11 protein-coding genes and 1 pseudogene are annotated in these 13412 nt (G+C 70.3%); 8 read left to right on the top strand and 4 right to left on the bottom strand.

The genetic code is table 11. From position 1 onward, the window contains the following. Positions 1–60: 60 nt before the first annotated feature. Entirely contained in the window at positions 61–1416 is a 1356-nt protein-coding gene (locus tag ACOZ38_RS26330; protein ID WP_424533838.1) for a sensor histidine kinase, read from the bottom strand. Between the two features lie 229 nt (positions 1417–1645). On the opposite strand from ACOZ38_RS26330, the gene ACOZ38_RS26325 reads away from it, so the two are divergent. Together ACOZ38_RS26325 and ACOZ38_RS26320 are read left to right on the top strand one after the other, a co-directional pair. Continuing rightward, the gene (locus ACOZ38_RS26325; protein WP_424533837.1) at positions 1646–2989 is read left to right on the top strand and encodes a hypothetical protein; all 1344 of its coding nucleotides are present in this window, start codon (positions 1646–1648) and stop codon (positions 2987–2989) included. A gap of 136 nt (positions 2990–3125) precedes the next feature. After that, positions 3126–3758, top strand: a complete 633-nt coding sequence (locus ACOZ38_RS26320; RefSeq protein ID WP_424533836.1) for an amino acid-binding protein — start codon at positions 3126–3128, stop codon at positions 3756–3758. Here the strand turns inward: ACOZ38_RS26320 and ACOZ38_RS26315 are convergent. Next, a complete protein-coding gene (locus ACOZ38_RS26315; RefSeq protein WP_424533835.1) occupies positions 3755–5056 on the bottom strand; it encodes an ABC transporter ATP-binding protein in 1302 nt (433 codons plus the stop codon). The two genes, ACOZ38_RS26320 and ACOZ38_RS26315, sit on opposite strands and share 4 nt — an antisense overlap. 420 nt (positions 5057–5476) lie before the next feature. Here ACOZ38_RS26315 and ACOZ38_RS26310 point away from each other — a divergent pair, with 420 nt between their 5' ends. The 5 genes from ACOZ38_RS26310 to ACOZ38_RS26290 are packed head-to-tail and all read left to right on the top strand — an operon-like array spanning position 5477 to position 11345. Then, on the top strand, positions 5477–6775 hold the full coding sequence (locus ACOZ38_RS26310) for an extracellular solute-binding protein (protein WP_424533834.1): 1299 nt from the start codon (positions 5477–5479) through the stop codon (positions 6773–6775). Between the two features lie 3 nt (positions 6776–6778). Beyond that, complete coding sequence (locus ACOZ38_RS26305) at positions 6779–7774, top strand: carbohydrate ABC transporter permease (protein WP_424533833.1); 996 nt, start codon at positions 6779–6781, stop codon at positions 7772–7774. Then, positions 7768–8643 carry a sugar ABC transporter permease gene (locus ACOZ38_RS26300; RefSeq protein ID WP_405150762.1) on the top strand — a complete coding sequence of 292 codons (876 nt, stop codon included), beginning with the start codon at positions 7768–7770 and terminating at the stop codon, positions 8641–8643. Before ACOZ38_RS26305 ends, ACOZ38_RS26300 begins: the two co-directional genes overlap by 7 nt. Before the next feature lie 49 nt (positions 8644–8692). Next, positions 8693–10309, top strand: a complete 1617-nt coding sequence (locus tag ACOZ38_RS26295) for a glycoside hydrolase family 13 protein (RefSeq protein ID WP_405150761.1) — start codon at positions 8693–8695, stop codon at positions 10307–10309. 10 nt (positions 10310–10319) lie between these two features. Further along, a complete protein-coding gene (locus ACOZ38_RS26290; RefSeq protein ID WP_405150759.1) occupies positions 10320–11345 on the top strand; it encodes a LacI family DNA-binding transcriptional regulator in 1026 nt (341 codons plus the stop codon). A gap of 155 nt (positions 11346–11500) precedes the next feature. Here ACOZ38_RS26290 and ACOZ38_RS26285 read toward each other — a convergent pair. Both ACOZ38_RS26285 and ACOZ38_RS26280 read right to left on the bottom strand, forming a co-directional pair. Beyond that, positions 11501–11575, bottom strand: a pseudogene (locus ACOZ38_RS26285) (DUF397 domain-containing protein); the annotation flags it as partial. Between the two features lie 37 nt (positions 11576–11612). Then, the gene (locus tag ACOZ38_RS26280; RefSeq protein WP_424533832.1) at positions 11613–12833 is read right to left on the bottom strand and encodes an MFS transporter; all 1221 of its coding nucleotides are present in this window, start codon (positions 12831–12833) and stop codon (positions 11613–11615) included. 68 nt (positions 12834–12901) lie between these two features. Here ACOZ38_RS26280 and ACOZ38_RS26275 point away from each other — a divergent pair, with 68 nt between their 5' ends. Further along, the gene (locus tag ACOZ38_RS26275; RefSeq protein WP_424533831.1) at positions 12902–13393 is read left to right on the top strand and encodes a MarR family winged helix-turn-helix transcriptional regulator; all 492 of its coding nucleotides are present in this window, start codon (positions 12902–12904) and stop codon (positions 13391–13393) included. The last annotated feature ends 19 nt before the right edge of the window (positions 13394–13412 follow it).

Below are 13412 nucleotides of genomic sequence, written 5' to 3'. Positions count from 1 at the left end.
CCCGCAAGGGGAGCCTGAGCTGAACGCCCAGCGTCGCTCCTGTTAACTCTTGGCGAGCCGTTATTCGATCATCGGCAGCCGCAGGACGAACCTCGTGCCCTCCGGGACGTCCTCCACGTGCAGCGTCCCGCCGTGCGCGATGGCGACGTCGCGGGCGATGGCGAGCCCGAGGCCGGTGCCGCCCCGGTCCCTGCTCCGCGACTCGTCGAGCCGGGCGAAACGGTGGAAGACGCGTTCCCGGTCCTTCTCGGCGATGCGGTCGCCGTCGTTGGTGACCGCGAGGACGGCCGTGCGGTGCGAGCCGCTCACCTCCACCTTGATCATGCCGGCGGCGTGGCGCCGCGCGTTGTCGAGCAGGTTGCCGATCACCCTGAACAGCTGGGTCCGCACGCCCAGCACGACCACGTCCTGCTGGAAGTCCGTGATGACCGGCACCTGCGCCGGCCGGCGGGCGATCTCCTCGGCCGCCAGGTGCCCGAGGTCGACGCACTCCTGCACGGCCGGGCCGCTGGATCCGAGCCTCGCCATGAACAGCAGGTCGGTGATGATGGCCTCCACCCGGTCGGTGTCGCGCAGGGCGCCGTCCACCAGGCTCACCAGGTCGGTGTCATCGGGATGCAGCCGCGCCTCCTCCAGTTGCGCGCGGAGCCCGGCGATCGGGGTGCGCAGCTCATGGGAGGCGTCGGCGGCGAACCGCCGCTGCTGCTCGACCGAGTGCTCCAGGCGCGCCAGCGTGCTGTTGACGGTCCTCGCCAGGTTGGAGAACTCGTCCTCGCCCGGCGGCTCCTGGACCCGGCGCGACAGGTCGCTGACGGTGATGTGGGCGAGCTCCGCCTGGATGTTGTCGACCGTGCGGAGACCGCGGTCGGCCCCCTTCCAGGCGATCCAGCCGATCAGCCCGGTGAGGGCCATTATCTGGAGGCCGACGGCCACGTCCAGCACGCGGGTGGACAGCACGGCGGGGGTGCGCTTCGCGGCGTACACGACCGGTGAGCCGGGCCTCGCGCCCGCCAGGGTCGCGGTCACGTGGAAGCACTCCCTGAAGCTCCGCGGGCACGTCGTGAAGTCCACGAACCGGTCGGGGAGGTCGGGCCGCACCTCGCTGAGCGGCGGCGCTCCGCCGGCCTCGGCCGTCGCGGCCAGCAGGTGGCCGCCGGGGCCGACCACCTGGATGACGTCCACGCCGCCGGGACCGGGCGCGATGGGGTTGCGCAAAGTCGTGTTCCGGTACGCCACGACGATCTGGGAGGCGGCCTCCCTGGTCTCACGCCAGATGGACGTGGCGACCGCGCCCCTGATGACCATGTCGGCCGCGAGGCCGAGGGGGACCAGGAAGAGGCCCGCCAGCACGAGGGCGAGAAGGGTGACCTGCCCCCGGATAGATCGAGGCCATGGGGCGGCCCGTGGGAGGGACATTGGCAAAGGCTACTGGCGGGGATCTCCTTCAAGATCCGCGAGGCGGGAAAGAGGTGCTCAAGGGATGGCAAAGCCGCCGGGCGCGGGGCCGGGCGGGACACCGGGGAAGCCTAGCGTCCGGCGTGCCGGGTCATCCGATCCGGTCGCCGGCCTCGTTGTGGGTCTCCCGGTCCCGGCCTGGGACCGCTACCTTGAGCGATAGCGATCTTTTAACCCTAAGTGTGGTGTTATGGCGCCGAACCTCTGGCGAGCGGGTCTGTCGTTGCCGTTGACCTTTCTGCTGCTCGCCGCCGTGCCGGGGGCGGCGGACGCCGTACGCGCGGCGCCGGGGCAGCGGGCCGCGCCGCGGGACGCGCGCCCGCTGCTGGAACGTTCCGGGGCCGCGGCGGCCAGGGTGTACTACGTGGACTCCAGGAAGGGCGACGACGACGCGCCGGGCACCTCGCCCGGCAAGGCCTGGCGCTCGCTCGACCGGGCGAGCTCCGCCCGCCTGCGGCCGGGCGACACGCTGCTCCTGCGGCGGGACGGCCGGTGGAAGGGCACGCTGACGCTCAAGGGCAAGGGAACGGACGCGCGGCACATCACGGTGGGCTCGTACGGCAAGGGCGCCCGGCCGAGGATCACCGGCAGGGACGGGGACTGCGTGGTGGTCGAGGGGTCCTACTGGCGGATCTCCGACCTGCGGGCGAGCGACTGCGGGTGGGGCGGCTTCCGGATCGACGGCCGCCACAACGACCTGTGGGACGTGTACGCCGACCGCAACGTGGCGGGCGTCTGGGTGACGGAACGAGGCTCCCACAACGTCATCCGCAACAGCCAGATGATCGGCAACGACCGGATGAGCGTCAATGACCCGGAGCCGGACAACGACTCAGGCGCGTTCGGAGTGCTGCTGAACGGCGACGACAACCGCGTCGTGGGCAACCTGATCGTGGGCAGCTACGCCGCGAGCCACGACTACATCTCCGACGGCGCGGCCGTCGAGGTGTACGACGGCGACCGCAACGTCGTCGCGCACAACGTCGCTCGTGACAACGAGACCTTCACCGAGCTCGGCCACAGCCCCGGCGGGACGGCCAATGGGAACCTCTTCGCCAACAACGTGGTGACCTCGGAGCGGAAGCGGGGCTCGTTCCTGATCACCCGCGGCGCCGGGCACGCCGTCGGGCCGGTCACGGGCACGGTGGCGGTCAACAACTCGGTGTACCTCCCGGCGCGCAGGACCATCGGCGTCTCCTGCGCCGACGGCTGCTCCCCGAAGATCCTCGTGCTGCGCAACAACGCCATCAAGGTCGGCGGCACGCTTGGATTCGAGGACGGCTCGGGGATCGACGACGCGGGCGGCGTCTACGACGGCAGGTCCCTGGGCCTCAAGCTCGGCCACCGGTCGATCCACGAGGATCCCGGCTTCCGCAGCCGCCATGACCTGCGGCTACGTCCCGGGGCGCCCGCCATCGGCCAAGGGGTGCCGCTCGGGCCCTCGTGGTACGGCGGCGCGGGGCTGGCGCACGACGCGGCGGGACGGACCATGCCCCACTCGAAGAACCCGGACGCGGGCGCCTATCAATACTGAATTGGATTTATTTCGGACATATCTTCGGAACATCGCCGAAACCTCGATCCGGGACGCTGTGTGGCGTGGTGCAGTAGATGAAAGAAACAGGAGGTCGGCCCGTATACGTGGCTCGGCTGCATATACAGAGGTGGTGGTGACGGTGCTACGGATCCGGGTTTCGCTTCCCGACCGCCCGGGGGTGCTTGGACAGGTGGCCCGGTCGTTCGGGGTCCTCGGCGCGGACATCCTCCAGGTGACGGTCCTGGAGCGGGAGGGCGGCCGGGCGGTGGACGACTTCACCCTGTCGTGGCCGGGCGGGTTCGCGGCAGACGAGCTGCGCGAGCGCCTGTCGGTGGTGCCGGGGGTGCGCATCGAGGGTGTGTGGCCCACCAGGGAGTCGCCGGGCACGAGCCCCGACTACGACCTGCTCGGCCATGTGGTCTCCGACTCCGAGCGGGCCTTCGTGACCCTGGTCGACGCGGCCCCCGACCTGGTGGGCGCCGAGTGGGCGGTCACCGTGGACTCCGACACCGGCGCCGTCGTGCACGGGAGCTGGCAGGCGCCCGGCGTGGACGAGATGCCCGACCTCACGCCCCTGCGCCCCGCGGCGTTCAGCGAGGGGCCGCTGCACCTGCTGAGCCTGCCGGTGAAGAGCGCGGGCCTGCACCTCGTCGTGGCGCGCACGGAAGGCCCGGCCTTCCACCAGGTGGAGCTGGACAAGGTCGTGCGGGTGGTGGAGATCGTCTCCCGGCTCGCGGGCTCGGCGGCCGACCGCACGGTGGTCTAGCGGCGGGGCGGGTCGATCCGGTTGCCCTCCGGGGTGAACAGCATGAGCCTGCTGAGGTCCACGGCCACGCGGCCGTGCTCCCCGGCGCGCCACACCGGGCGCGAGCCCAGGCGCACGACGAGGTCGGCCCGGCGGTGGGTGCCGCTGCCGGCCGCCGCGGGGGCGACGTGCTCGGGTGCCTGCTCCTCATCGCCGGACATCAGGCGCCGCATCATCGACCGCACCTTGCCCGTGGTGCCGCCCGCGGCGTGCCCGTTGCCGTTGGCGTGCCCGTTGGCGGCGGCCCTCGGCGCGGGCTCGGGAGCGGGCACCACGGGGATGCCGACCTCCAGGTAGGCGAGCCATTCGTGCCCGTGGTACTCCAGCGTCCGTACCCTGCCGCTGAAGTGCGGGCCGTCGACGCCTTCGGGGATGGGGGTCAGCCCGTCGGGGCGGATGCCGACGATGATCTGGCTGCCGGTGTGCTGCGAGACCGCGTAGGCCCGAGGGTCGGTCCAGGGCATCGTGATCTGGTGGAGCCCGAAGTCCAGCATGATGTACTGGTTCTGCGGGGTCTTGACCGTCGCCGACAGCAGGTTGAGCTGCTGCGAGCTGAGGAAGGCCGCCACGAACGCCGTCGCGGGGTCGTTGTAGATCTGCCCGGGGGTGCCGACGTCCTGCAGGACGCCGCGGTTCATGATGGCGATGCGGTCGGCCAGGGTGAGTGCCTCCACCTGGTCGTGCGTGACGTAGATGGTCGTCACGCCGAGCGCCCGCACCAGCGACGAGATCTCCATGCGTAACTCGGTGCGCATGCCCGCGTCGAGGTTCGACAGTGGCTCGTCCATGAGGAACAGCGACGGCTGCCTGACGATGGCGCGCCCCATCGCGACACGCTGCCGCTGGCCGCCCGAGAGCGTTCCAGGACGGCGATCCAGCGTCTCGTCGATGTGGAGCGCCCGGGACAGCTCGGTGACGCGTTCCCTCACCATGGCGGGATCGGCCTTGGCGATCTCCAGCGGGAAGGAGATGTTCCCCCGGACCGTGCGGTGGGGGTAGAGGGCGCCGTTCTGGAAGACCATCGCGACATCCCGGTCACGGGGCGCCAGGTCATTGGCGATCCGCCCGTCGAGGTAGAGATCCCCGGAAGTGATTTCCTCGAGACCCGCGATCATCCGCAGCAGCGTGGACTTTCCGCAGCCGGATGGGCCGAGCAGGACGAGCAGTTCGCCCTCTTCCGCGCGCAGGCTCATGCGATCGACCGCGAGATGCCCCCCGGGGTACACCTTTGTCACGCTGTCGAGAACGACGGTACTCATCGTCACTCGTTCCTCCCGGGCATCAAAACCCGGATCCCAGCCGTCATTGTGATTGATGAGGTAGTACATCGCGTCGTGGGCCACTGTGTCCATACATGAGGTGAGAAATCGCTCATCTGCTGGTTACTTGACCGTTGCCTGTCTGTAGAGGTCAGGACAGACAGGGAAACACGGCGCCGCCGGGGGAGGCGGCTCAGGCACCCCGGGGTGCCCGGACGAGGGCCGGCGCGCTGGTCCGCGCGGGTAATGCGGACGTAATGACAGACGTGTCACAATTTGCAGAAAGTTTCCGAAAGGTCTTTCATGTCTGTTCACATGGCTGTTACGTTCCGCGTACCCCGGTGATCCCGTCTGCCCTCGGGGACGCGGACGGGATCGGCCGATCCTCTGGGCAATGAAGCTGAGCAAGGAGTGCACAAAATGCGGCGAGGCATCTCGGTCGCGGCGACAGCCGCGGCGCTCGCGCTGGCGGTCTCCGCCTGTGGCGGCGAGGACACCACCAATCAGTCGGCCGCTCCGGCCACGACCGCCGGCGCCGCTGACGTCTCCGGCGAGGTGACATGGTGGGACACCTCTGACGCCACCAACGAGGGTCCCGTGTTCAAAGAGGTGATCGCCGACTTCCAGGCGAAGTACCCGAAGATCAAGGTCAACTACGTCAACGTCCCCTTCGCCGACGCGCAGAACAAGTTCAAGACGGCCGCGCAGAGCGGCGCCGGCGCGCCGGACGTGCTCCGCGCCGACGTCGGCTGGGTGGCCGAGTTCGCCTCCCTCGGCTACCTCGCCCCGCTCGACGGCACCCCGGCCCTCGACCAGCCCGAGGACTTCCTCCCGAGCCCGGCGGGCAGCGGCAAGTACGACGGCAAGACGTACGGCGTCCCGCAGGTCACCGACACGCTGGGCCTGCTGTACAACAAGGAGCTGCTGAAGAAGGCCGGCCACGACGCCCCGCCGAAGACCTTCGAGGAGCTCAAGCAGTTCGCGCTGGACGTCAAGTCCAAGGCGGGGGCCGAGGGCCTGGCACTGAACGTCGACGCCTACTTCCTGCTGCCGTTCATCTACGGCGAGGGCGGCGACCTGCTCGACGTCGGCACCAAGAAGATCACCGTCGCCTCCCCGCAGTCGGTGGCGGGCCTCAAGGTGGTCGAGGACCTGATCAAGTCCGGCGCCGCGTCCAAGCCCGCGATCCAGGACAGCTACACCAACGCGGAGACCGCCTTCAAGGAGGGCAAGGCCGCGATGATCTTCAACGGCCCATGGTCGAACACCGACAACCTCGGCGGCAAGGTCTTCAAGGACAAGCCCGACAACTTCGGCATCGCCCCGGTCCCGGCCGGCTCGGTCAAGGCGGGCGCCCCGACCGGCGGCCACGACTACACCGTCTACGCGGGCTCCAAGAGCCTCGACGCGTCGTACCTGTTCGTGAAGTTCATGGACTCCGCCGAGAGCCAGGCCAAGATCGCCGGCAAGCTCGGCCTGCTGCCGACCCGCCAGTCGGCCTACAGCATGCCCGACGCGCAGGGCAACGAGATGATCGGCCGCTGGAAGGAGCCCATGACCGCCGCCGTCGAGCGCCCGTGGATCCCCGAGGCCGGCCAGCTGTTCCAGCCGCTCGTGGAGGGCTACCAGAAGCTCGCCACCGGCGGCACCACCAGCGAGCAGATGGCCCAGGACGTGGCCAAGGCCTACCAGGGCCTGCTCAAGGGCTGGAGCCTGTGACCGATGACGACTCAGGTCGTTGACGGGACGGCCGCGGGCGCGAGCGCCCGCGGCCGGGCCCGCCGCCCGGGGCCGGGCGGGAGGACCGGCAGGTTCCTCTCAAGGCACTGGTACGCCTGGGCCATGTGCGCCCCGGTCGTCATCGTCACGCTCGTGCTGATCGGGTACCCGCTGGTGCGTGGCATCTACCTGTCGCTCACCGACGCGACCGAGGCCAACATGGGCCGCACGATCGGGATGAACACCATCCCGTCCACGTACGAGTTCGTCGGGCTCTCCAACTACGTCGACATCGTCGGCTCCAGCGAGTTCCTGTCCCGGCTCCTCTGGACGGTGATCTGGACCGTCGTCTGCGTCGGCCTGCACTACGGCATCGGCCTCGGCCTCGCGCTGCTGCTCGACCGGCCGCTGCGGTTCCGGTCGCTCTACCGCATGATGCTCGTGCTCCCGTGGGCCGTGCCGGCGTTCGTCTCGGCGTTCATCTGGCGGTACCTGCTGAACGGCGAGTTCGGCGTCGTCAACGCGATGCTGCGCGCCGCGGGCTTCGGCGGCCTGGACTGGCTGGACGACCCGTTCTGGGCCAAGGTCTCGGTGATCACCGTGAACGTCTGGCTCGGCGTGCCGTTCATGATGCTCGCGCTGCTCGGCGGCCTGCAGGCCATCCCGCGCGAGCTGTACGAGGCGGCCGAGGTCGACGGCGCCACGCCGTGGCAGCGCTTCAGGAACATCACCCTGCCGGGCCTCCGGCCGGTGTCCAGCACGGTGGTCCTGCTCGGCACCATCTGGACCTTCAACCAGTTCCCCGTCATCTACCTGGTCACGCGGGGCGGCCCCGGCGGCTCCAGCGAGATCCTCGTGACCTACGCCTACCGGCAGGCCTTCGAAGGCATCAGGAACTACTCGGGATCGGCCGCGTGGGGTGTGCTCATCCTCGCGCTGCTCGTCGTCATGGCCGTCGTCTACCGCCGCGCGCTGCGCAGGCAGGGGGAGGCATGGTGAGCACCGCAGGTCACGCCGCGGCGCCGCGGGTCAGGGGGCGCGGCTCACGCGGAGCCGGGGCGTCCGCCGCCCTGCACGTCACGTTGGTCCTGGCCAGCCTGATCGCGGTCTTCCCGGTCGCCTGGCTGGTCCTGACCTCCCTCAAGCCGAGGGACGCCTGGCAGTCCACCAAGGTCGAGCTGTTCAACCACCCGAGCCTGGACAACTACACCCAGGTGCTCGGCCAGACGGCGTTCCCGCGCTGGCTGTTCAACTCGCTGCTCGTCGCCGCCATGACGACCGTGCTCGGCGTGGTGCTCTCGGCGACCACCGGCTACGCGGTCAGCCGCTTCCGCTTCCCGGGATTCCGGTCGATCATGTGGATGCTGCTGATCACGCAGATGTTCCCGGTGGCGATCCTGATCGTGCCGATCTACAACCTGATGGCCGGGCTCGGGCTCATCAACCAGTTCCCCGGCCTGGTGATCGCCTACCTGACCTCGACGATCCCCTTCTGCGCCTGGATGATGAAGGGCTACTTCGACACCGTGCCCGTCGAGATCGACGAGGCCGGGCGCGTCGACGGGCTCACCCCCTTCGGCACCTTCTGGCGGCTGATCCTGCCGTTGTCCAAGCCGGGGCTCGCCGTGGCGGCGTTCTACTCCTTCATCACGGCCTGGGCGGAGGTCGCGTACGCGACCGCGTTCATGACGGGCGACGACAAGTACACGCTGGCCGTGGGCATCGGGCAGTTCGTCGGCCAGCACAAGGCCGAGTGGGGCCTGCTCACCGCGTCCTCGGTGCTGATCGCGGTGCCCGCTGCCGTGGTCTTCCTGCTCGTCCAGCGAAACCTCGTAACCGGCCTGACGGCCGGCGCCACGAAGTCGTAACACCACCGTGGTATCAGAACCTGATATTTCGGAGAATCGGGGGATCCCAATGACCGACGTGGTCCGTGCAGCCCGTCCCGTCGAGACCGGCACCCGCTGGTGGCGGGACGCGGTGATCTACCAGGTCTACGTGCGCAGCTTCGCCGACGGCAACGGCGACGGCGTCGGTGACCTGCTCGGGGTACGCAGCCGGCTCGACTACCTGGCCGGGCTGGGCGTGGACGCCATCTGGCTGACGCCGTTCTACACCTCGCCGATGGCCGACTTCGGGTACGACGTGGCCGACTACCGGGACGTCGACCCGATCTTCGGCACGCTGGCGGACGCCAGGGCGCTGATCGAGGACGCGCACCGGCACGGCATGAAGATCATTACGGACGTGGTGCCGAACCACACCTCCGACCGGCACGCCTGGTTCGTGGAGGCCGTGCAGGCGGGCCCCGGCAGCCCCGAGCGCGAGCGGTACATCTTCCGCGCGGGACGGGGTGAGGCGGGGGAACTGCCGCCCAACGACTGGGAGTCGGTGTTCGGCGGCCCGGCGTGGACGCGGCTGCCCGACGGTGAGTGGTACCTCCACCTGTTCGCCCCCGAGCAGCCCGACCTGAACTGGGAGAACCCCGAGGTCCACGCGGAGTTCGAGGCGATCCTGCGCTTCTGGCTCGACCTCGGCGTGGACGGCTTCCGCATCGACGTCGCCCACGGCATGGTCAAGGCGGAGGGGCTTCCCGACATCGGGTCGCGCGGCCAGATCGAGATGCTCGGCACCGCGGTGCTGCCGTACTTCGACCAGGACGGCGTCCACGAGATCCACCGGGGCTGGCGCCGCCTGCTCGACTCCTACGACGGGGAGCGCATCGGCGTCGCCGAGGCCTGGGCGCCGTCCCAGGAGCGCCTCGCCCGGTACGTGCGGCCTGACGAGCTGCATCAGGCCTTCAACTTCCACTTCCTGAAGACCCCGTGGGACGCCGGGATGCTGCGCGGGGTGATCGACGAGTCGCTCGCCACCGTCGGGCCCGTCGGCGCGCCGACGACCTGGGTGCTGTCCAACCACGACGTCAAGCGGCACGTCACCAGGTACGGCGACGGCGAGCTCGGCCTGCGCCGTGCCAGGGCGGCGGCCCTGATGATGTTCGCCCTGCCCGGCTCCACCTACGTCTACCAGGGCGAGGAGCTCGGCCTGCCCGAGGTGCTCGACCTGCCGGACGAGGTCTGCCAGGACCCGCAGCGCCTGCGGGCCCCCGAGGACGGCCGCGACGGCTGCCGCGTCCCGATCCCGTGGGCCCACTCGGAGCCGCCCTTCGGGTTCAGCCCGCCGGGGATCGAGGAGACCTGGCTGCCGGTCCCGGCCACCTGGGGCCCGCTCAGCGTGGAGTCCCAGCTCGGCGACCCCGGCTCCACGCTGTCGCTCTACCGGGGCGCCCTGCGGCTGCGGCGCGAGCACCCGGCACTCGGCGACGGCTCCCTGGAGTGGCTGGAGTCCCCGGCCGAGACCCTGGTCTTCGCCCGGGGCGGCACGTTCGTGTGCACGGTGAACACCTCGGGCGAGCCGGTCGAGCTGCCGAGGCCGGGCCGGCTCCTCATCGCCAGCGCCCCCGTGGCAGGAGAGGGCGACGTCGTACGGCTGGCGCCGGATTCCGCCGCATGGTGGGCGCTCGGTGATGCGTAAAGTAGCGGCCATGAACGGTAACGCCCGGCTGTCCGACATCGCAGCCCAGGCGGGCGTGAGCGAGGCCACGGTCAGCCGCGTGCTGAACGGCAAGTCCGGCGTGTCGGCCAGTACGCGCCAGCTCGTCCTGACGGCGCTCGACCTCATGGGGTACGAGCGCCCTCAGCGGCTTCGCCAGCGCAGCAACGGGCTCATCGGGCTGGTCACCCCCGAGCTGGACAACCCGATCTTCCCGGCGTTCGCCCAGTCCATCGAGAAGTCGCTGACCCAGCACGGCTACACGCCCGTGCTCTGCACGCAGAGCCCGGGCGGCGCCCCCGAGGACGAGTTCACAGAGCTGCTGCTGGAGCGCGACGTCAGCGGCATCATCTTCGTCTCCGGCCTGCACGCCGACACCACCGCCCGCATGGATCGTTACACCAGGCTGACCGACCGGGGCCTGCCGATCGTGCTCGTCGACGGCTACAGCGAGCACATCGAGGCGCCGTTCATCTCGCCGGACGACCGGCTCGCCTCGCGCCTGGCCGTGCAGCACCTGGTCGACCTCGGGCACGAGCGCATCGGCCTCGCGCTCGGCCAGCGGCGCTTCGTGCCGGTCATCCGCAAGATCGAGGGCTTCACGCAGGCGATGTCGCAGCTGCTCGGGGTCTCGGCCTGCGACGAGCTGATCCAGCACTCGCTGTTCTCCGTGGAAGGCGGCCAGGCCGCGGCGGGCGCGCTGATCGAGCGCGGCTGCACGGGCATCGTCTGCGCGAGCGACCTGATGGCGCTCGGCGCGATCAGGGCCGCGCGCGAGCGGGGCCTGTCGGTGCCGGGTGACGTCTCGGTCGTCGGCTTCGACGACTCCCCGCTGATCGCCTTCACCGACCCGCCGCTCACCACCGTGCGCAAGCCGATCGGCGCGATGGCCTCCGCGGCGGTCCAGACGCTGCTGGAGGAGATCAACGGTGCGGCGCCCAAGAACATCGAGCTGGTCTTCCAGCCCGAGCTCGTCGTCCGAGGCTCCACCGGCTCCGGCCCCCTCGTCAACCGCTGACGGTGCGGACTCGGGGAGTTGAGGAAGCCGAGTGTGCGGGCCAGTTCCGTTGTCAGCACGCTCGGACCTCGATCCAATGGCTCCATGCCCGTTCGCGAGGGCCGCGCCGGTCAAGTGGAGCTGAGGGCATCTGGAGGGTGCCCTTGAGCAGGAGCTCAGAAGTCGAACTCGTTCGCGCGGACGCCGGCGAGGAAGGCGTCCCACTCGGCTTGGGTGTAGACGATGACCGGGCCATCGGGATGATGGCTGTGCCGAACGGCGACGCGATCAGTGCCGTCGAGGAGTTGAGGCTTCGGGTCGTGCGGCGTCCTCCGCCGGGGCCCTTCGTACGTCCGGTACGAGGAGCACGGCGAGGTTGGCCGCGGCGACCAGTGCCGCGCCTATGAGGAGCGGGGCCATGGTGCCGGTCAGTGCGGCCACGGGGGCGGCGACGGCCAGGCCCAGCGGCCGGGCGGCGAAGGAGATGAGCGCGTCGAAGGACCCCACCCGCCCCAGCGCCTCCTCGGGGATGCGCTGTTGCATGGTCGTCTCCCACAGCGGGCTGAGCACGCCGAGGCCGAACATGGCCGCGCAGTAGGCGATCGTGACGACCGTCACCGGCATTCGCACCGCGAAAGCCGCCATTGGCAGCGCATACGCGGCGGCCCCGAACGCGACGGCCACCAGCGGACGGCGGATAGGGAGCCGGGGCGCGGCATAGATGCCTGCGACCATGCCCACGGTGCCGAGCTGAGCGATGATCACCCAGGAGGTCGCGCCACCCATGTGGCGCACCGCGATGAGCGGGCCCAGGGTCAGCAGGAACCCGGCCGCCAGATGCCACACTCCGTGGCCCAGCACGTTGGCCAGGAACCAGGGGTGGCGGCGGGTTTCCGTCCATCCTCCACGTAGTTCTCCAAGGAAGGCTCCGTGCCGGTTCCGCCGGGGGGTGCGGTCCGGGCGCAGGCCGCCGAGCGTGAGCGCGGAGGCGGCGAACAGCCCGCCTGTCAGGAGCGAGGACCAGCCGGCCCCGACCGCCAGTATCAGCGTTCCGGCCATGGCGGGGGCGGCCATCTGGGCGAGCCCGGTGACCACACCCAGCCGCGCGTTGATCCGCAGGCGCTCGGGGCCCGCCACCACCGCCGTGACCAGCGTCCGCACCGCCGGTGTCCCGAAGGCCACCCCGGCGCCGGTGATCGCCGACAGCGCCGCCAGATCCGGGATGCGCAACACGCCGGCGAGCAGTTCGGCCGCGATCCCGAGCTGGGCCGCGCAGCGTACGAGGTCGGCGGCCAGAACGACCCGTTGCGGCGGGAAGCGGTCGGCGACCACGCCCGCCACGGGCAGCAGGACCAGGAGTGGGAGCAGCTCACAGGACAGGACCAGACCGAGATCCGCCGCCGAGCCGGTGGCGCGGACGATCGCGAGTGTCAGCGTCGTGGGGATCAGCGCGGTGGCCAGCGCCGCGATGGTCCGGCCGGCCAGTAGCCGGAAACTGGAGGAGTTCACGGCCGGAAAGTATTTCGCTGACGAATCTTTTGTCAACGAAATACTTGCTGGCGTAGCATACTGAGGCGATGGAGGACTCCGTCGATCGGCACCTCGCCCGCTGGCGTGACAAGGCACCCTTCGACGAGCGAGTCGAAGCGATCATCACCCGCATCCAGCTCCTGGCCAGGCACGTGGGCCACGCCAAGGACCGGGCCCTGGCCGAGGTCGGCCTGCAGGGGTTCGAGTTCGAGACGTTGCACCGCCTCGTCTCGCGCGGAAAGCCCTGGCGGGCCACGCCGTCCGAGCTGGCCGCCGAGCTGATGGTCTCGCCGGCCGGGATCACCGGCCGGCTCGAAACCCTCGAGAACGCGGGCCTGGTCCGCAGGCTCCGCGGCGTCGAGGACCGGCGGCGCGTCGACGTGGAGCTCACCGAGCTGGGGTACGCCCGCTGGTTCGCCGCCATGGAGCTCCGCGGCACGGCCGAGGACGCGATGGTGAAGCCTCTGGACCACGCCGAGCAGGACGCGCTCATCGCCCTGCTCAAGCGCATGCTCGTTCAGATGGAGTCCGGGCGCTGAACCGGGGCGGCCGGAGAAG

Source organism: Sphaerisporangium viridialbum, from assembly GCF_049674955.1.
Taxonomy (GTDB): Bacteria; Actinomycetota; Actinomycetes; order Streptosporangiales; family Streptosporangiaceae; genus Sphaerisporangium; species Sphaerisporangium viridialbum.
The sequence above is the reverse complement of the archived record's forward strand: the minus strand, read 5'-3'. Positions and strand labels throughout refer to the sequence as shown.